Origin of the sequence: Streptomyces sp. NPDC006134 (assembly GCF_040628835.1) — a bacterium.
Lineage (GTDB): Bacteria > Actinomycetota > Actinomycetes > Streptomycetales > Streptomycetaceae > Streptomyces.
The window spans coordinates 18485-37498 of the sequence record NZ_JBEXTV010000073.1; the positions used below are offsets into that span (position 1 = coordinate 18485).

At 72.0% G+C, this 19014-nt stretch carries 14 protein-coding genes; 13 read left to right on the top strand and 1 reads right to left on the bottom strand.

Annotated elements, in window-relative coordinates:
- Positions 1–41 precede the first annotated feature (41 nt).
- The 9 genes from ABZ340_RS32500 (at position 42) to ABZ340_RS32540 (ending at position 11401) form a co-directional block, all read left to right on the top strand.
- A complete protein-coding gene (locus tag ABZ340_RS32500) occupies positions 42–1562 on the top strand; it encodes a folylpolyglutamate synthase/dihydrofolate synthase family protein (protein WP_358785468.1) in 1521 nt (506 codons plus the stop codon).
- A 6-nt stretch (positions 1563–1568) separates the two neighbouring features.
- Positions 1569–1916 (top strand): DUF4233 domain-containing protein, encoded by a 348-nt coding sequence (locus ABZ340_RS32505; RefSeq protein WP_358785469.1) that lies wholly within the window; start codon positions 1569–1571, stop codon positions 1914–1916.
- 219 nt (positions 1917–2135) lie between these two features.
- A complete protein-coding gene (gene ndk, locus ABZ340_RS32510) occupies positions 2136–2549 on the top strand; it encodes a nucleoside-diphosphate kinase (protein ID WP_358785470.1) in 414 nt (137 codons plus the stop codon).
- A gap of 301 nt (positions 2550–2850) precedes the next feature.
- Complete coding sequence (locus ABZ340_RS32515; protein WP_028422119.1) at positions 2851–3870, top strand: rod shape-determining protein; 1020 nt, start codon at positions 2851–2853, stop codon at positions 3868–3870.
- Positions 3871–4090: 220 nt separating this feature from the next.
- Positions 4091–5038 (top strand): rod shape-determining protein MreC, encoded by a 948-nt coding sequence (gene mreC, locus ABZ340_RS32520; protein ID WP_358785471.1) that lies wholly within the window; start codon positions 4091–4093, stop codon positions 5036–5038.
- 12 nt (positions 5039–5050) lie between these two features.
- Positions 5051–5722 (top strand): rod shape-determining protein MreD, encoded by a 672-nt coding sequence (gene mreD / locus ABZ340_RS32525; protein WP_358785472.1) that lies wholly within the window; start codon positions 5051–5053, stop codon positions 5720–5722.
- An 85-nt stretch (positions 5723–5807) separates the two neighbouring features.
- Complete coding sequence (mrdA, locus tag ABZ340_RS32530) at positions 5808–8111, top strand: penicillin-binding protein 2 (RefSeq protein WP_358785473.1); 2304 nt, start codon at positions 5808–5810, stop codon at positions 8109–8111.
- Positions 8108–9307: a rod shape-determining protein RodA gene (gene rodA / locus ABZ340_RS32535; protein WP_358785474.1), complete on the top strand. Its 1200-nt coding sequence runs from the start codon at positions 8108–8110 to the stop codon at positions 9305–9307. The genes mrdA and rodA overlap by 4 nt, the downstream gene beginning before the upstream one ends.
- A 141-nt stretch (positions 9308–9448) precedes the next feature.
- Positions 9449–11401, top strand: a complete 1953-nt coding sequence (locus tag ABZ340_RS32540) for a TIGR03960 family B12-binding radical SAM protein (protein ID WP_358785475.1) — start codon at positions 9449–9451, stop codon at positions 11399–11401.
- A 75-nt stretch (positions 11402–11476) separates the two neighbouring features.
- On the opposite strand, the gene ABZ340_RS32545 is transcribed toward ABZ340_RS32540, so the two are convergent.
- Positions 11477–11728, bottom strand: a complete 252-nt coding sequence (locus ABZ340_RS32545) for a hypothetical protein (protein WP_358785476.1) — start codon at positions 11726–11728, stop codon at positions 11477–11479.
- A 224-nt stretch (positions 11729–11952) separates the two neighbouring features.
- Here ABZ340_RS32545 and ABZ340_RS32550 point away from each other — a divergent pair, with 224 nt between their 5' ends.
- From ABZ340_RS32550 to ABZ340_RS32565, 4 genes are all read left to right on the top strand, one after another.
- Positions 11953–13083 carry a hypothetical protein gene (locus tag ABZ340_RS32550; protein ID WP_358785477.1) on the top strand — a complete coding sequence of 377 codons (1131 nt, stop codon included), beginning with the start codon at positions 11953–11955 and terminating at the stop codon, positions 13081–13083.
- 48 nt (positions 13084–13131) lie between these two features.
- A complete protein-coding gene (locus ABZ340_RS32555) occupies positions 13132–13908 on the top strand; it encodes a TIGR03936 family radical SAM-associated protein (RefSeq protein WP_358785478.1) in 777 nt (258 codons plus the stop codon).
- Positions 13909–14182: 274 nt separating this feature from the next.
- Positions 14183–18436: an Rne/Rng family ribonuclease gene (locus ABZ340_RS32560; RefSeq protein WP_358785479.1), complete on the top strand. Its 4254-nt coding sequence runs from the start codon at positions 14183–14185 to the stop codon at positions 18434–18436.
- Between the two features lie 123 nt (positions 18437–18559).
- A partial coding sequence (locus ABZ340_RS32565) for a sugar phosphate nucleotidyltransferase (protein WP_358785480.1) occupies positions 18560–19014 on the top strand: 455 nt, incomplete at its 3' end.

Below are 19014 nucleotides of genomic sequence, written 5' to 3' on the forward strand. Positions count from 1 at the left end.
TTCGCCGTCCCGTGCCGGTGGCGCTCCGTAGACTGGGGACCGTGAGTGAGCTCCCCCCGCACGACAGCAGCGAGCAGCCCGATCCCCTCGACTCCTTCGACGAGATCATCGAGGCCGAGACCGACCGCGACCCCGACCTCGCGGTCATCGAGGCCGGCAGCCGGACCCTGCGCACCCAGGGCGGTCCGCCGCAGGCCGACGTGCCCGCGCGCCCGGAGGACCCCGAGGTCGACAAGGCCCTGCGGGAGGTCGAGGCGGAGCTGGCGACCCGCTGGGGCGAGACGAAGCTGGAGCCGTCCGTCACCCGGATCTCCGCGCTGATGGACGTGCTGGGCGAGCCGCAGCGGACGTACCCCTCGATCCACATCACGGGGACGAACGGCAAGACCTCCACGGCCCGCATGATCGAGGCCCTGCTCGGCGCCTTCGAGCTGCGCACCGGGCGGTACACCTCGCCGCACGTGCAGTCGATCACCGAGCGGATCAGCCTGGACGGCGCGCCGATCTCCGCCGAGCGGTTCATCGAGACGTACCAGGACGTCAAGCCGTACGTCGAGATGGTCGACGCGCAGCAGGAGTACCGGCTGTCCTTCTTCGAGGTGCTCACCGGGATGGCGTACGCCGCCTTCGCCGACGCGCCCGTGGACGTGGCCGTCGTCGAGGTCGGCATGGGCGGCAGCTGGGACGCCACCAACGTCATCGACGGTGACGTCGCCGTCGTGACCCCCGTCTCCCTGGACCACACCGACCGGCTCGGCTCGACGACCGCCGAGATCGCCGCCGAGAAGGCCGGCATCATCAAGCCGGGCGCCACCGTGATCCTGGCCCAGCAGCCGGTGGACGCGGCGCAGGCGCTGCTGAAGAAGGCCGTGGACGTGGACGCCACCGTGGCCCGCGAGGGCCTGGAGTTCGGGGTCCTGGACCGGCAGGTCGCCGTCGGCGGGCAGCTGATGACGCTGCGCGGGCTGGGCGGCGAGTACCCCGAGGTGTACCTCCCGCTGCACGGCGCCCACCAGGCGCACAACGCGGCCGTGGCGCTCGCCGCCGTCGAGGCGTTCTTCGGCGTGGGCGCGCAGCGGGCCGAGCCCCTGGACATCGACACCGTGCGCAAGGCCTTCGCCGCCGTCTCCTCGCCGGGGCGGCTGGAGGTGGTCCGGCGCTCGCCGACCGTCGTGCTGGACGCCGCCCACAACCCGGCGGGCGCGCGGGTGACGGCGGAGGCGATCGGGGAGGCGTTCCAGTTCAGCCGTCTCGTCGGCGTCGTCGGCGCGAGCGGCGACAAGGACGTGCGGGGGCTGCTGGAGGCGTTCGAGCCGGTCTTCGCCGAGATCGTCGTCACCCAGAACTCCAGCCACCGCGCGATGGACGCCGACGCGCTGGCGGCCGTCGCCGTGGAGGTGTTCGGCGAGGAGCGCGTGCAGGTCGAGCCGCGGCTGCCGGACGCGCTGGAGGCCGCGATCACGCTGGCCGAGGAGGAGGGCGAGTTCGCCGGCGGCGGCGTGCTCGTCACCGGTTCCGTCATCACGGTCGGCGAGGCCCGGCTGCTGCTGGGGAAGGGCTGACATCCCGTGCGTACGCTCTGTTCCTCGACCCTGATCGGCGAGTTCTTCGTCATCGGCTTCGCCGGGCTGGTCGCCATGAAGGACCCGGACCTGTCCATGGCGTCGGTGTGGACGGTCAGCGGGATCGCGATGTTCCTGTGCCTGGTGCTGTGCGGGACGGTGACCCGGCCCGGCGGGATCGCGCTCGGCTGGGCCCTGCAGATCGCGCTCGTCGCCTCCGGTTTCGTCGTGCCGACGATGTTCTTCATGGGAGCGGTCTTCGCCGCGCTGTGGTGGGCGTCGGTGCACTACGGGCGGAAGATCGACGAGGCCAAGGCGAGATTCGCGGCGCAGGCCGAGGGCGCCGCGCAGTAGGGCGTTGTCAGTGCCGGGTGCTTCACTGTGGGTGTGGCACCCGGGCCTCCCCGCCGAAGCGGGGGTGATCCCGGCTTTCCCTTCCGCTCAGCGTATTGCTGATCGTCGTCCCCGCTCCCGCGGGGTTCTCCGGGGAACGGTCCGGGTGCCGCCCTCCCAGCTCAACCCGGTAGCCTCGGCCCAATCGCATAATCTCTGGCCTGCAAGGAGCCGCAAACCATGTCCCAGCGCACTCTCGTCCTGCTGAAGCCGGACGCTGTCCGTCGCTCGTTGGTAGGCGAGATCATCAGCCGTATCGAGCGCAAGGCCGGTTGGCAGATCACCGCGCTGGAGCTGCGCACCCTGGAACGTGCCACGCTGGAACAGCACTATGCGGAGCACGTGGGGCGCCCCTTCTACGAGCCGCTGGTCGAGTTCATGCTGTCCGGCCCCGTCGTCGCCATGATCGTCGAGGGTGAGCGGGTCATCGAGGGCGTCCGGCAGCTGGCCGGTCCCACCGACCCGATCGCGGCGGCCCCCGGTTCCATCCGCGGGGACTACGGTGTGATCGTCCGGGAGAACCTGATCCACGCCTCCGACTCCGAGGAGTCCGCCGAGCGCGAGGTGAAGATCTTCTTCCCGGGCCGCGGCTGATTCCTCGAAGATCCGTTTTTTCTGACGTACCGTCAGTCGAATGGCCCATCTGACCTGGGCGGTCGCACACGGGCGGCCGCCCTGTGGCATATGCGTGCCGATCGGGGGAACGAATGCCTCCGTTGGACCGTCTCCACAAGCGAGGCGGTACGCCATCTGCTGACAATGGCGAAGACCCTCGCGCTGTGTCCGTGAAGGCGCGTCTACGATGGAAGCATTCACGTCACAGCACCCACCTCGCCGACCTGAAAAGCTGTCACAGGCTCCTGGGAAGGCCAGTCGAATCCTGATGGGGAACTCAATGTCGTTCATCGGCCGTGACATGGCTGTCGACCTCGGGACCGCCAACACGCTGGTGTACGTCAGGGGTCGCGGGATCGTACTCAACGAGCCGTCCGTCGTCGCGATCAACACCAATACCGGTGGCATCCTCGCGGTCGGTGCCGAAGCGAAGAAGATGATCGGGCGCACGCCCGGCAACATCGTTGCCGTGCGTCCGCTGAAGGACGGCGTCATCGCCGACTTCGAGATCACCGAGCGGATGCTCCGCTACTTCATTCTGAAGATCCACAAGCGGCGGTATCTGGCTCGTCCGCGGGTCGTCGTCTGTGTGCCCTCCGGCATCACCGGCGTCGAGCGCCGCGCCGTCATCGAGGCGTCGTCCCAGGCCGGCGCCCGGCAGGTGCACATCATCGAGGAGCCCATGGCCGCGGCCATCGGCTCCGGCCTGCCGGTCCACGAGGCCACGGGCAACATGGTGGTCGACATCGGCGGCGGTACCACGGAGGTCGCGGTCATCTCCCTCGGCGGCATCGTCACCGCCCAGTCCATCCGCGTGGCGGGCGACGAGCTGGACAACGCGATCATCCAGCATGTGAAGAAGGAGTACAGCCTTCTCCTGGGTGAGCGCACGGCCGAGCAGATCAAGATCACGATCGGTTCGGCGTACGACCTCGACACCGACGAGCACACCGAAATCCGCGGCCGGGACCTCGTCTCCGGGCTGCCGAAGACCGTCGTCATCTCCGCCGCCGAAGTGCGCAAGGCGATCGAGGAGCCGGTCAACGCCATCGTCGACGCCGTCAAGACGACCCTCGACAAGTGCCCGCCGGAGCTGTCCGGCGACATCATGGACCGGGGCATCGTCCTGACCGGCGGCGGCGCGCTGCTGCGCGGCCTCGACGAGCGGCTGCGCCGGGAGACCGGCATGCCGATCCACATCGCCGAGGACCCGCTGGACAGCGTGGCGCTCGGCTCCGGAAAGTGCGTCGAGGAGTTCGAGGCGCTCCAGCAGGTCCTGGACGCCCAGCCGCGCAGATGACGCGCCGCCCGGTTCCGCCGTACGAGACGATCTCCTCTCGTACGGCGGATCGTTGATATAGAGACAAGAAGCAGGAGACGAGAGGCAGGAGACCGCCTGACCGCCCGGGTCCGTACCGGGGGCGCGGCGGTTTCCGCATCGCTCCATCCCCATAACGCCGATACCAGCGAATTCGCCCATCCATTCCCGAATTCCGACGAGGAAGGCACGGCCGCCGCACGTGAGGGACACGAAAGAGAGCCGGCTGCTCCTGGTGCTGCTGATCGCCATCGCGTTCGCGTTGATCACGGTGGATATCCGCGGCGGGGAGGACTCACCGGTCGACGGTGCCCGGCATGCCGCGGCCACCGTCTTCGGTCCGATCGAGAACGGGGTGTCGGCCGCGGTCGACCCGGTCGGCAACGCGGTCGCCGCGATCCGTGACTCCGGCGACCGGCACGACCGGCTGGCCGAGCTGGAGAAGGAGAACGCCGCGCTGAAGGCGAAGCTCGGCAGCGACGACCGCAGCCGCAGCCGCCTCAAGCAGCTCGACACGATGCTGAAGATCGCCGGCAAGGGCCAGTACGGCATCAAGGGCGCGCAGGTCATCGCGATAGGAGCGGCCCAGGGCTTCTCCTGGACCATCACCATCGACGTCGGCGCCCACGACGGCATCAAGCGGGACATGACCGTCCTCAACGGCGACGGCCTGGTGGGCCGCGTGACGACCGTCGGCCCGGACACCGCGACGGTGCTGCTCGCGAGCGACCCCGACTTCACCGTCGGCACCCGTCTGGAGGGCAGCGACGAGCTCGGCTTCGCCTCCGGCCAGGGCGACCGGCCGCTGCGCGTCGAGCTCCTCAACGGCAAGGCGGAGGTGAAGAAGGGCGACCGCCTCGTCACCTTCGGCTCCCAGGCCGACAAGCCGTTCGTGCCCGGCGTCCCCGTCGGCGTCGTCTCCCGCGTCGACCCCTCCGGCGGCGACCTGACCCGCACCCTCTACGTCACGCCGTACGTCGGCTTCACCAAGCTCGACGTCGTCGGCGTCGTCGTCCAGGCCCCGAAGAAGGACCCCCGCGACACGGTCCTGCCGGACAAGCCCGAGCCGGCCCCCAGGCCGACGGTGACGGTGACCGTGACCCCGTCCGCCCAGGCGCCCGCCGACGGCCAGTTCCCGCCCGAGCAGTAGGAGCTCATGCCCATGCGCGTCAACCGGATCCTGCTGTCCGCCTCCCTGGTCGTCGTCGCCCTGGTGATCCAGGTCAGCGTCCTGGCCCGGCTCCACCTGCCCGGCGCCGTCCCCGACCTGCTGCTGCTCACCGTCCTCGGCCTCGCCCTGGTGTACGGCCACGTCGGCGGCGCCCTCGTCGGCTTCGGCGCCGGGCTCCTCGCCGACCTCGCCCCGCCCGCCGACCACGCCGCCGGCCGCTACGCCCTCGTGCTGTGCGTCATCGGCTACCTCGCCGGACTCGTCCGACCCGAGAACGGCCGGCTGAAGTCCGCCGTCGGCCCCCTGGCCGTCGTGGGCGTCGCCGCCATCGGCTCCACCCTGCTGTACGCCGGTGTGGGCGCCCTCGTCGGCGACACCGCCGCCCGCCACGTCGGCCTGCCGGGCCTGCTGTTCACGGCCACCCTGTACGACCTGCTGCTCGCCCCCTTCGTCGTCCCCGGCATCATGGCGCTGGCCCGGCGCGCCGAGAACGACCCGCTCGCCGAGACCGGCTCCGCCGCCCAGAGCACCGACATCTCCTCCGGCTGGGCCGCCGGAGGCACCGGCTTGCGCATCGGCGGCCAGCGGAGCGGACTGCGGGTGAAGGCGGCCCGGTCCCGGGCGGCCCGCGCCGGGCGCATCAAGGGGGTCAAGCGGCTGTGACGACGGTGACGGACACGCCGCAGGCCCGGGGCGCGGACCGGCCCGGCAGGACACGTACACACACCGAGAGGGGGAGGCAGCCGCAGTGACCAACATTCCCGAGACCGGGCGCAGTCCGCGGGTCCAGATCCGGCTCGTCGTCATCCAGGTCCTCGTCCTCTCCCTCCTGGGCACGCTCGGCGGCCGGTTGTGGTATCTCCAGATCCGCGAGGGCGAGGAGTACGCCAAGGAGGCGTCCGGCAACCACGTCCAGCAGGTCGTCCAGCCCGCCGTGCGCGGCTCGATCCTGGACGCGCGCGGTGTGCCGCTGGCCGACAACGAGACCCGGCTCGTCGTCTCCGCCTCCCGCACCGAGCTGATGAAGATGAAGGACGACGGCAAGGCGGTCCTCACCAAGCTCGCCGGCGTCCTCGGCATGCAGCCCAAGGAGGTCATGGAGAAGGTCCGGCTGTGCGACGCCAAGACGCCGCAGCCGTGCTGGAACGGCTCGCCGTACCAGCCCATCCCCATCACCGACGAGGCCACCCCCAAGCAGGCCCTGCAGATCCGCGAGCGCTCCGAGGACTTCCCCGGCATCACCGCCGAACCGCAGGCCATGCGCCGTTACCCGAGCCCCGGCAAGGCCAACACCGCCCAGGTGCTGGGCTACCTCTCGCCCGTGACGGACGAGGAGATCAAGCAGGCCCAGGACAGCGAATCGCCCTATCTGCGCTCGGACCAGGTCGGCCGCTCCGGACTGGAACGCCAGTACGACAAGCAGCTGCGCGGCAAGGCCGGCGTCACCCGCTACGAGGTCGACAACCTCGGCCGCGTCATCGGCAAGGCGGAGTCCGACGCCGCCCAGCCCGGCTCCAACCTCGTCACCAGCATCGACGCCCGGGTGCAGCGGGTCGCCGAGTACGAGCTGAACGAGGCCATGAAGGCCGCCCGCAAGGAGTTCGACCGCAACACCGGCACCACCTACAAGGCCGACTCCGGTGCGGTGGTGGTGATGGAGGCCCGCACGGGCCGGATCGTGGCGATGGCGTCCAACCCGACGTACGACCCCAACGCCTGGGTCGGCGGCATCTCCTCCGCCGACTACAAGAAGCTCACCGGGAAGAACTCCAACTACCCGCTGCTCAACCGCGCCATACAGGGTCAGGCGGCCCCCGGCTCGATCTTCAAGGTGGTCTCCACGGCCGCCGCCGTCGAGGCCGGGTACGACTTCGACGGCAGCTACCAGTGCTCCAGCGCGTACAACGTCGGCGGCCAGGTCTTCAAGAACTTCGAGTCGGCGAACTACGGCGCCATCGATCTGGGCCGGGCGCTGGAGGTCTCCTGCGACACCGTCTACTACCGGCTCGCGCACCAGGAGTGGAAGAAGGACGGCGGCATCGACCCCAAGGGCAAGCCGAACGACTACTTCTTCAAGGCCGCCCACCAGTTCGGCCTCGGCAAGGAGACCGGCATCGACCTGCCCAACGAGGTCACCGGCCGCGTCCCCGACCGCCAGTGGAAGCAGCGGTACTGGAACGCCAACAAGGACGCCTGGTGCAAGTCGGGCAAGAAGGACGGCTCGTACGTGGAGAAGATCGCGTACGAGAACTGCGTCGAGGGAAACAAGATGCGCGCCGGTGACGAGATCAACTACTCCATCGGCCAGGGTGACACGCTGGTGACGCCGATTCAGATGGCCACCATCTACGCGGCCATCTCCAACGGGGGCACCCTCTACACCCCGAGCGTCGGCAAGGCCATCGTCAGCCCCGACGGCAAGAAGGTCAGCGAGATCGAGCCCGAGTCGCACGGCAGGCTGCCCATAAGCAAGGAGACGCGGGACAAGATGGACGCCGCCCTCGCCGGCGTCGCCACCCGCGGTACGGCCGCCTGGCGGTTCGGGGGCTGGCCGCAGGACGAGATCCCGATGCACGCCAAGACCGGTACCGCGGAGGTCTACGGCAAGCAGACGACGTCGTGGTTCGCCACCTACACCGACGACTACGCGATCGTCATGACGATCTCCCAGGGCGGTACGGGTTCCGGCGCCTCCGGCCCGGCCGTCCGCAAGATCTACGACGCGCTGTACGGCGTCCAGGAGGACGGCTCCATCGACCGGAAGAAGGCGCTGCTGCCCGAGCCGGCGAAGAGCCTGCCGAAGGTCAAGCCGGACGGGACCATCACCGCGCCGAAGATCGCAGACGATCCCGCGAAGCGGGAGAAGGCCGCCGAGCCGGGACAGCCGGGCGAGAGCCCCTCGCCGGACGGCGCCGGGCAGCCGCAGGACGACGCGGCGACCGTGGCGACACCGGCGGCGGAGAACCGGCAGACGCGGCGGCGCGCAGACCGCGGGGCGCGGACGGCGCGGACGGCGCGGAGGGTGCGGAGGGTGCGGAGGGTGCCGGCATGACGGGGGCGAACAGCTTCCAGGTCTCCGGGTACGGGCCCGAACGCGCCGGGTGGACGCGGCTGCTCGCCCGCGACTCGGTCGCGCGCCGGCTGGACTGGCCGATACTGCTGTCCGCGACGGCGCTGTCGCTGATCGGCTCGGTGCTCGTGTTCTCGGCGACCCGCAACCGCACCGAGCTCAACCAGGGCGACCCGTACTACTTCCTCGTCCGCCACCTGCTGAACACCGGCATCGGGATCGCCCTGATGATCGCCACGGTCTGGCTGGGGCACCGCACGCTGCGGACGGCCGTGCCGCTCCTGTACGGGGCGTCCGTGTTCCTGATCCTGCTGGTGCTCACGCCGCTCGGCTCGACGGTCAACGGCGCCCACTCCTGGATCCAGCTCGGCGGCGGGTTCTCGCTGCAGCCGTCGGAGTTCGTGAAGATCACGATCATCCTGGGCATGGCGATGCTGCTGGCGGCGCGGGTGGACGCGGGGGACAAGCCGTACCCCGACCACCGGACGGTGCTCCAGGCCCTGGGGCTGGCCGTCGTGCCCATGCTGATCGTGATGCTCATGCCCGACCTCGGGTCGGTCATGGTGATGGTCGTCATCGTGCTGGGGGTGCTGCTCGCCTCCGGCGCGTCCAACCGGTGGGTGTTCGGACTGCTCGGGACCGGGGCCGTCGGGGCGGTTGCGGTGTGGCAGCTGGGCATCCTGGACGAGTACCAGATCAACCGCTTCGCGGCCTTCGCCAATCCGGAACTGGATCCGGCGGGCGTCGGCTACAACACCAACCAGGCGCGCATCGCGATCGGCTCCGGGGGACTGACGGGCTCCGGGCTCTTCCACGGCTCGCAGACGACGGGACAGTTCGTGCCCGAGCAGCAGACGGACTTCGTCTTCACCGTGGCGGGTGAGGAGCTGGGGTTCGTCGGGGCCGGGATCATCATCCTGCTGCTGGGCGTGGTGCTGTGGCGTGCGTGCCGCATCGCGCGGGAGACCCCCGACCTGTACGGCACGATCGTCGCGGCCGGGATCGTGGCGTGGTTCGCCTTCCAGTCCTTCGAGAACATCGGCATGACGCTGGGCATCATGCCGGTGACGGGCCTGCCGCTGCCGTTCGTGTCGTACGGCGGGACGTCGATGTTCGCCGTGTGGATAGCGGTGGGGTTGTTGCAGTCGATCACTGTGCAGCGGCCCATGTCGGCGTGAGCGCCGCGCCGCCCGGGCGGGGTGCCCGCGGAGCGCCGCGCCGGCCGGGCGGCGCGGCCCGGTGAACGCCGGGTCCGGAGGCACCCCGCGGGCGGGTTAGGCTTGATGGTCACCCCTGTCAGCTCACGAAGGTTCCGCGAGATGCCTGCCGAAGCCGCCGAGTCTGTGTTCCCGCAGCTCGAAGCTCTGCTCCCGCATGTGCAGAAGCCGATCCAGTACGTCGGCGGAGAGCTCAACTCCACGGTCAAGGACTGGAACTCCTGCGACGTCCGCTGGGCGCTGATGTACCCAGACGCCTACGAGGTCGGGTTGCCCAACCAAGGCGTCATGATCCTGTACGAGGTACTGAACGAGCAGGAGGGCGTCCTCGCCGAGCGCACCTACAGCGTGTGGCCGGACCTGGAGGCGCTGATGCGGGAGCACGGCGTCCCGCAGTTCACGGTGGACAGCCACCGGCCGGTGCGCGCGTTCGACGTGTTCGGCCTGTCGTTCTCCACGGAGCTGGGGTACACGAACATGCTGGCCGCGCTGGACCTGGCCGGCATCCCGCTGGAGGCGAAGGACCGCGGGCTGGACGACCCGATCGTCATGGCCGGCGGACACGCCGCGTTCAACCCCGAGCCGATCGCCGACTTCATCGACTGCGCGGTCATCGGTGACGGCGAGCAGGCCGTGCTGGAGGTCACCGGGATCGTCCGCGCCTGGAAGGCGGAGGGGCGGCCGGGCGGCCGCGAGGAACTGCTGCTGCGCCTGGCGAAGACGGGCGGGGTGTACGTTCCCGGGTTCTACGACGTGGAGTACCTGCCGGACGGCCGTATCGCCCGCGTCGTACCCAACCGGTCCGGTGTGCCGTGGCGTGTGTCCAAGCACACCGTGATGGACCTGGACGAGTGGCCCTACCCGAAGCAGCCGCTGGTGCCGCTGGCGGAGACGGTCCACGAGCGCATGTCGGTCGAGATCTTCCGCGGCTGCACCCGCGGCTGCCGCTTCTGCCAGGCCGGCATGATCACCCGCCCGGTGCGCGAGCGGTCGATCACCGGCATCGGCGAGATGGTGGAGAAGGGCCTGAACGCGACCGGCTTCGAGGAGGTCGGCCTGCTGTCGCTGTCCAGCGCCGACCACTCCGAGATCGGCGACATCGCCAAGGGGCTGGCGGACCGCTACGCGGACGACAAGATCGGTCTGTCGCTGCCGTCGACCCGCGTCGACGCCTTCAACATCGACCTGGCGAACGAGCTGACGAGGAACGGCCGCCGGTCCGGCCTGACCTTCGCCCCCGAGGGCGGCTCGGAGCGCATCCGCAAGGTCATCAACAAGATGGTCTCCGAGGAGGACCTGATCCGGACGGTCGCCACGGCCTACGGCAACGGCTGGCGGCAGGTGAAGCTGTACTTCATGTGCGGCCTGCCGACGGAGACCGACGACGACGTCCTGCAGATCGCCGACATGGCCACCCGCGTGATCCAGAAGGGGCGCGAGGTGTCCGGGTCGAACGACATCCGCTGCACCGTCTCGATCGGCGGCTTCGTCCCCAAGCCCCACACCCCCTTCCAGTGGGCGCCGCAGCTGTCGGCGGAGGAGACGGACGCCCGGCTGCAGAAGCTGCGCGACAAGATCCGCGGTGACAAGAAGTACGGCCGCTCCATCGGCTTCCGGTACCACGACGGCAAGCCCGGCATCGTCGAGGGCCTGCTGTCGCGCGGCGACCGCCGTATCGGCGCGGTCATCCGCGCCGTGTACGAGGACGGCGGCCGGTTCGACGGCTGGCGCGAGCACTTCTCGTACGACCGCTGGATGAGCTGCGCGGAGAAGGCGCTGGCGCCCTACGGCGTCGACGTCGACTGGTACACCACCCGCGAGCGCGGCTACGAGGAGGTCCTTCCCTGGGACCACCTCGACTCCGGTCTGGACAAGGACTGGCTCTGGGAGGACTGGCAGGACGCCCTCGACGAGACCGAGGTCGAGGACTGCCGCTGGACTCCCTGCTTCGACTGCGGCGTCTGCCCGCAGATGGACACCCACATCCAGATCGGCCCGACGGGCAAGAAGCTCCTGCCCCTGACGGTCAAGAACGCCGCGTCCGGCACCGGCTGAGGCCGGACCGGTCACGTCGTGCGCCCCGCCCGGGTGTCCGTCCCGGGCGGGGCCGCGTGCGTTCGGGGCCGTGGGTCAGTCGGTGGTCGGTTTCCCGCGCAGCGCGGTGTCCACCTGCCCCCGGCTGAGCCCGGTCGCGCGGACGAGGGCATGCCGGTCGACGCCGCGTGCGTACGCGGCCCGCATGGCCGCGTTCCGCCGGGCGATGTGCGCTGCGCGGCGGTCCTTGCCCGCCACCGTGTGCTGCAGCAGCCAGGCCCACCACAGCAGGGTGCGGCCGGTCCAGCGGTCGAGAGGGGCGGATTCGGGCGTGAGGGGAGCTGCCAACAGGTACCTCTTCCGTGATCGTGCGTGCCGGATTCGACGGTGCCGTCCACGGGACGGGGCGACAAGGACGCGAACGCGCCGTGAGAGGCGGGACGTCCGGGGCGCGGCGGTGCGGAACCGGCCACACGAGGCGGGGCGAGCCCCGGTGGCCCCTGTCGTGGTGGCCGGGACGAGGGGGACCGTCCGGATGCATCCGGACGGGTCGCCGGTGCGTCTACACCGGTATGGAACTGCAGAAACAGCCCTCGGAGAGCCCCGCGCCGTCCGAGGCGGCCGTGCGGCCCGCGCACGGTGAGCGGCAGCCGCCGCCGGGTGGGGGATGTCTCGTCGTCGCGGTCCGGATCCCGGTGCGGATCGTGATGCTGGTGCTGGTCCTGCCGGTGCGGATGGTGTGGGACGCGCTGGTCGTCGGGGCGCGGTTCCTGAACGGCACGGTGCTGCGGCCCGTCGGGCGGGCCCTGCTGTGGCTGGGGCGCGCGGTGTTCGTGTGGCCCTTCGTGGGGCTGTGGCGGTATGTCGTCGTGCCCGTGGCGAAGGGACTGGCCTGGCTCGCGAAGGTGTGCGTCGGCATTCCGGCGGTGTGGCTGTACCGGTGGGTGCTGACCCCGCTCGGGCACGGGTGCGCGTGGGTGTACGCGCGCGTGCTGACCCCGGCCGGGCACGCGGTGGTGTGGGTGCTGCGGGGCGTCGGCGCCGGGCTCGCGGCCGTCGGGCGCGCCGTGTACGCGGTGCTGGGTGTGCTGGCGCGGTACCTCGTCGTCGTGCCCGCGATGTGGCTCCACACCTGGGTGCTCACGCCGGTCGGACGCGCCCTCGCCTGGTGCGGCAGGGGTCTGGCGTGGTGCGTGCGCATGGCCGTGACCGGGGTCGGCGTCGCGCTGTACTGGGTGGGAAGGGTGCTGTTCGTCCTGCCCGCCGCCGGTGTGTGGCGGTGGGTGCTCGTCCCCGTCGGGCGGGTGCTCGCCGCCGTCGGGAGAGAGGCCGGGGCGGCGCTCGGGCACGCCTGGCGGGTTGCGGGGCACCTCTCGCTCGCCGTCGGGCGGGCCCTCGGGACGCTCTTGCGGTGGATCTTCGTGGAGCCGGTGCGGTGGGCGTACCGCAGTGTGCTGACGCCCGTCGGGCACGCCGTGCGGGACGCCGTGCTCAGGCCCGTGGCCGAGGCCGCGCGCGGGGCCGGGCGGGCCGTGCGGCAGGCGCTCGGCTCCGCCCGGGCGACCGCGCGGCAGGCCCGCGCCGACGTGCGGCGGATGCTGTTCGGGGAGCCGGCACCGGTCCGGGCGGTGGACCGGCGGGAACCTTCGGCCGCCGAGGGTCGTACTCTTGGTGGCAGTACGACCGCTCTCACGAAGGACTGAACGACACTGGGCAAGCGACAGCCCGAAGGCCCGCCGCCGGTTCCCGCGGTGCAGCGCATCAGACTGCGCTACACCAAGCGCGGCCGCCTCCGGTTCACCAGCCACCGTGACTTCCAGCGCGCCTTCGAGCGTGCGCTGCGCCGCGCCGAGGTGCCGATGGCGTACTCGGCGGGGTTCACGCCGCACCCGAAGGTGTCGTACGCCAATGCCGCACCCACCGGCACGGGCAGTGAGGCGGAGTACCTGGAGATCGCGCTCACCGAGCCGCGGGACCCCGAACAGCTCAGGGTCCTCCTCGACGAGTCGCTGCCCGCCGGGCTCGACGTGATCGAGGCGGTTCAGGCCCGGACCTCCGGGCTCGCCGACCGGCTGACGGCCTCCGTGTGGGAGCTGCGGCTGGACGGGGTGGAGCCCGCGGAGGCCGCGCGCGCCGTCGAGGCGTTCAACGCGGCCGAGACCGTGGAGGTCCAGCGCCTGACCAAGAACGGCGTCCGCACCTTCGACGCCCGGTCCGCCGTCGCGCACCTGGAGAGCGTGGAAACGCAGAGTTCCCCGGCTGATAGGCCGAGTGACCGGCCCTGTGCGATACTGCGGCTGGTTGTTCGGCACGTGACGCCTGCCGTACGACCCGACGACGTCCTGTCCGGTCTCAGCGCCGTGGCCGACCTGGCGCCGCCGGTCCCCGCAGCGGTGACCAGGCTGGCGCAGGGGCTGTTCGATGAAGAGACCGGCACGGTGACCGACCCGCTCGCGCCCGACCGCGAGGCAGCAGCGACCGTGCCGCAGGCGGCCGGCGCGACTGCCGTCGCGAAGGCGCCGGCGTAAGGAAGGTCCCCTCCGGGACGGACGTCGAAGCGCCGCCCTCGAACTCGGGAGCCACCTGGGTCGGGCAGCGCACCGACCAGAAGACTTTCGCCAGGCCGTGCACAACAAGGGGTACGGAACCGGCGAGACAGGACACAGAGAGCTTCCGAGCGGCGCCCGCGCCCCGGACGGCGGCAACCGCGCACCGCGCGAGCCGCGGACGTCAACGGTGATCGACCTGATCGAGCGCCGGACCAGGCGCGGCGCCCGGGAGCCTGACGGGAGAAACGCCCGCATGCTCGAACCGACCGAGCCCACTCAGGGCTCCGAACCGAACACCCCCAGCGACACCCTGCCGCCGCGTCGTCGGCGCCGGGCCGCTTCCCGGCCGGCGGGCCCGCCGGCCACCTCCTCCGGCACCCCGGCGGAGACGGTCGCGCCGGCCATACCGGCCGCGGCGCAGGCCGAGAGCGACGAGGCCGCGGAGGCCGAGGCCACCGCGCTCGCCGCCACGACCGGTGACGAGGAGAAGACGGCCCAGGAGACTGCGGCACCCGCCGCCGAGGAGCCCGCGCCCGCCGGCCGTCGTCGCCGGCGCGTCGTACGCCGCGCCTCCGCGCCCGCCGGTGCCCCCGCGTCGGCGGAGGCGGCCGAGACCGTCGTCCCCGCGGCCCCCGCCGCCGGAACCACCGAAGCACCCGAGGCCACCGAAGCGGCCGAGAGCGCTGCTCCGCGGCGCACCCGGCGCCGTGCGACGCGCACGGTGTCCGCGCCCGCGCCGTCGGCGGAATCCACGGAGCCCGCAGAGCTCGCGGTGTCCGCAGAGGCCGCTGCTCCGGAAGCCGCGCCGGCGTCCGCCACCGAGACCCCGGCCGCCGAGAGCGCCGCTGCCGACGACGAGGCCGCCGCTCCGCGCCGGACGCGGCGCCGGGCCACGCGCCGGGTGTCCGCGCCCGCCGAGACGGCCGAAGCGGCTGAGACCACCGAGACGGCCGAGGCGGCCGAGCCCGCCGCATCCCCCGAGAGCGCCGCGGGTGCCGGCCGGAAGGACACCGCCGTGAGCCAGGCCCCCGAGGCCCCCGCAGCCGCCGAGACGGGCAAGGCCGCGCAGGCCGAGGAAGCCGCTCCGCGCCGTCCGCGGCGCCGGGCCGTCCGCAAGGCGGCCACCGGCTTTGCCGCGCCCGCCCAGCCCGCCGGGACGTCCGCCGCCGAGGCCGACGCCCCGCGTCGCCCGGCACGTCCCGCCGTCGCCGTCTTCCAGCCTCCGGTGTTCGCCGAGCCGAAGTTCCAGACGCCGGAGCGGGCCGCCGCAGAGGCGGCCGCCGTGGCTGCCGGGGCCGAGGAGCCCGAGGCGACCGAGGAGCCCGAGGCGACCGCGGAGGTCCAGGGGGCCGAGGAGTTCCCGGAGGAGCAGGCCACCGGTGCGCGCCGCCGCCGTCGGCGCCGGGGGGCCGCGGCCGACGAGCGTGCCGTGGAGCCCCGGGCCGAGGAGGAGCCGGAGGCCGAGGAGCCCGAGGAGTCCGACGGGCCCGAGGGCGAGGACACCGAGGACGCCGAGGGCGCCGAGGAGGGCGGCTCGCGCCGCCGTCGCCGCCGGGGCGGCCGTCGCCGCCGCCGGGGCGAGGCCGGTGAGGGCATGGACGCCGACGCCGAGGAGCTCGCCGCCGAGCAGGCCGCCCAGGACGCCGAGGACACCGCCGAGCAGGTGGAGGAGGACACCGAGGAAGCGGAGGAGTCCGAGCGGACCGCCGACGAGCACGCTCACGCCGGGAACGGCTCCACCAGCAGCCGTCGCCGCCGTCGCCGCCGCCGTCGCGCCGGTGACACCTCCGCCGACGTCGAGCCCTCCGCCGACGACCCCGAGCGCACCGTCGTCAAGGTCCGCGAGCCGCGCAAGGCCGCCGAGCCGTCCGACGAGGTACAGTCCATCAAGGGCTCGACCCGGCTGGAGGCCAAGAAGCAGCGTCGCCGCGAGGGCCGCGAGCAGGGCCGCCGCCGCGTCCCGATCATCACCGAGGCCGAGTTCCTGGCCCGGCGCGAGGCCGTCGAGCGCGTCATGGTCGTCCGCCAGTACGGCGACCGCACGCAGATCGGCGTCCTGGAGGACGGCGTGCTCGTCGAGCACTACGTCAACAAGGAGCAGTCGACGTCGTACGTCGGCAACGTCTACCTCGGCAAGGTGCAGAACGTCCTGCCGTCGATGGAGGCCGCCTTCATCGACATCGGCAAGGGCCGCAACGCCGTGCTGTACGCGGGCGAGGTCAACTTCGAGGCGCTGGGCATGGCCAACGGGCCGCGCCGCATCGAGACCGCCCTCAAGTCCGGGCAGTCCGTGCTCGTCCAGGTGACGAAGGACCCCATCGGGCACAAGGGCGCCCGTCTCACCAGCCAGGTATCCCTCCCCGGCCGCTACCTCGTGTACGTGCCCGAGGGCTCGATGACCGGCATCAGCCGCAAGCTGCCCGACACCGAGCGGGCCCGGCTGAAGACCATCCTCAAGAAGATCGTCCCCGAGGACGCGGGCGTCATCGTGCGCACCGCCGCCGAGGGCGCCAGCGAGGACGAGCTGCGCCGCGACGTCGAGCGGCTCCAGGCGCAGTGGGAGGAGATCCAGAAGAAGGCCAAGAACGGCAACGCGCCGACGCTGCTGTACGGCGAGCCGGACATGACCGTCCGGGTCGTGCGCGACATCTTCAACGAGGACTTCTCCAAGGTCGTCGTCAGCGGTGACGACGCCTGGGAGACCATCCACGGGTACGTCTCCCACGTCGCGCCGGATCTCGCCGACCGCCTGCAGCGGTGGACCTCCGAGGTCGACGTCTTCGCCACGTACCGGATCGACGAGCAGCTCGCCAAGGCGCTGGACCGCAAGGTCTGGCTGCCCAGCGGCGGTTCGCTGGTGATCGACCGGACCGAGGCGATGGTCGTCATCGACGTCAACACCGGCAAGTTCACCGGCCAGGGCGGCAACCTGGAGGAGACGGTCACCAGGAACAACCTGGAGGCGGCCGAGGAGATCGTGCGCCAGCTCCGGCTGCGCGACCTCGGCGGCATCATCGTGATCGACTTCATCGACATGGTGCTGGAGTCCAACCGGGACCTGGTGCTGCGCCGTCTGCTGGAGTGCCTGGGCCGCGACCGTACGAAGCACCAGGTCGCCGAGGTGACCTCGCTGGGGCTCGTGCAGATGACCCGCAAGCGGGTCGGCCAGGGCCTGCTGGAGTCGTTCTCGGAGACCTGCGTCCACTGCAACGGGCGCGGAGTCATCGTCCACCTGGACCAGCCGTCCGCCGCCCAGAGCGGGGGCAAGCGCCGCAAGCGGGCGCGTGCCGGCGCCGCCGAGCAGCCGCACGAGCACGAGGCCGTGGCCGCCGTCGAGACCGCCGAGACGGCGGAGCAGGAGGCGGAGGCCGAGTCCGAGGCCGAGGTGACCGCCGAGGCCGCCGAGCCGGTTGCCCTGCCGGCGCCCGACTTCGCGCCGGACGAGGAGCTGTACAGCAGCATCGCCGAGGCGGAGGCCGCGGCGGGGCGCGGGCGTACGCGGCGCCGGGCGAGCCGGCGGGCGTCGGCTCCGGCGGGCGCGCCGCGCGGCGAGGCCGAGAAGCCCGGGAAGGCTGAGAAGCCCGAGAAGGCCGGGAAGGCAGCGCAGGCGGAGAAGGCCGCGCAGGTCCAGGTGCCCACGGCGCAGGACGTGACGGCCGAGCAGGAGGCCGAGCGTCCGGTGCGGCAGGAGCCGGCCGCCGAGGCGCTGGCCGAGCCCGCGGCAGTCGAGGACGCGGTCGTCGCGGCCCCGGCCCCCGAGGCCCCGGCCGCCGAGGAGGCCGCGCCCAAGGGCCGTACCCGTCGCCGGGCGACCCGCAGGGCGTCCGCTCCGGCCGGATCGCCGGCGGGAGCCGAGGCGGCCGTGGTGACGGTCCCCGAGGCGGCGCCGGCCGGGCGGGCCGAGGAGACCGGGGAGACCGCCCCGGCGGCTCCGGCGGCTCCGGTGGAGCAGCCCGAGCCCGCCGCCCCGGCCCGTCCGCGGCGCCGCGCCGTGCGGAAGGCCACCGCGCCCACCGCACCCGTGGAGGCGGCCGTCGTGGTCCTCCCGTCGGCTTCCGAGCCGGCCGCCGGGCCTGCCGCCGCGCAGGAGGCCCCGGCGCAGGAGGCCCCGGCCGAGCCGGTCGCCGGGAGCCCGGTAGAGGCCAAGGCCGCAGCAGTCGCCGAAGAGGCCGAAGAGGCCGCTCCGGCCAAGAAGGCGGCGCGCAAGACGGCCAAGAAGGCCACGGCGAAGAAGGCGGCCACGAAGAAGACCGCCGCCACGAAGAAGACGGCGGCGGCCAAGAAGACCGCGGCCACCGAGGAGGCGGCCACCGAGGAGGCGGCGGTCAAGAAGACGGCCGCGAAGAAGACGGCCGCGAAGAAGACCGCCGCGAAGAAGACGACGGCCAAGAAGGCGGCCGCCAAGAAGACCGCCACCAAGTCGGCGGCCAAGAAGACGGCCTCGAAGAAGACCGCGGCGGCCGAGCAGACGGCCTCGTCCGTCTCGGCCTCCACCGACGAGGTCTGACCCGACCAGGGTTCACCGACGTGGGGTCCTGCCCGGAGGCGGGCAGGACCCCACGTCGTCTCATCGGCCCCGGCGCGTTGCCCGGGGCGCTGCCGACGGCACGCAAGCAAGGAGAGAAACACGATGATCGGCCTCATACTCGCGGCTGGTGCCGGACGGCGCCTGCGGCCCTACACCGACACCCTGCCCAAGGCGCTGGTTCCGGTGGGTCCCGAGGGTGCGGAGGACAGCCTGACGGTGCTGGACCTGACGCTGGGCAACTTCGCGGAGGTCGGGCTGACCGAGGCGGCGGTCATCGTCGGCTACCGCAAGGAGGCCGTGTACGCGCGCAAGGAGGCGCTGGAGGCGAAGTACGGCCTGAAGCTCACCTTGATCGACAACGACAGGGCCGAGGAGTGGAACAACGCCTACTCCCTGTGGTGCGGGCGGGAGGCGCTGAAGGACGGGGTGATCCTGGCCAACGGCGACACCGTGCACCCGGTGTCGGTGGAGAAGACGCTGCTGGCGGCGCGCGGGGACGGCAAGAGGATCATTCTCGCGCTGGACACGGTGAAGGAGCTCGCCGACGAGGAGATGAA

What these genes read in the sequence shown, in the direction of transcription:
- ABZ340_RS32550 (WP_358785477.1), top strand. Translation starts at nt 11,953, where the DNA reads ATGGAACTGCAGAAACAGCCCTCGGAGAGCCCCGCGCCGTCCGAGGCG.
- ABZ340_RS32540 (WP_358785475.1), top strand. Translation starts at nt 9,449, where the DNA reads ATGCCTGCCGAAGCCGCCGAGTCTGTGTTCCCGCAGCTCGAAGCTCTG.
- ABZ340_RS32515 (WP_028422119.1), top strand. Translation starts at nt 2,851, where the DNA reads ATGTCGTTCATCGGCCGTGACATGGCTGTCGACCTCGGGACCGCCAAC.
- ndk (WP_358785470.1), top strand. Translation starts at nt 2,136, where the DNA reads ATGTCCCAGCGCACTCTCGTCCTGCTGAAGCCGGACGCTGTCCGTCGC.
- mreD (WP_358785472.1), top strand. Translation starts at nt 5,051, where the DNA reads ATGCGCGTCAACCGGATCCTGCTGTCCGCCTCCCTGGTCGTCGTCGCC.
- ABZ340_RS32560 (WP_358785479.1), top strand. Translation starts at nt 14,183, where the DNA reads ATGCTCGAACCGACCGAGCCCACTCAGGGCTCCGAACCGAACACCCCC.
- rodA (WP_358785474.1), top strand. Translation starts at nt 8,108, where the DNA reads ATGACGGGGGCGAACAGCTTCCAGGTCTCCGGGTACGGGCCCGAACGC.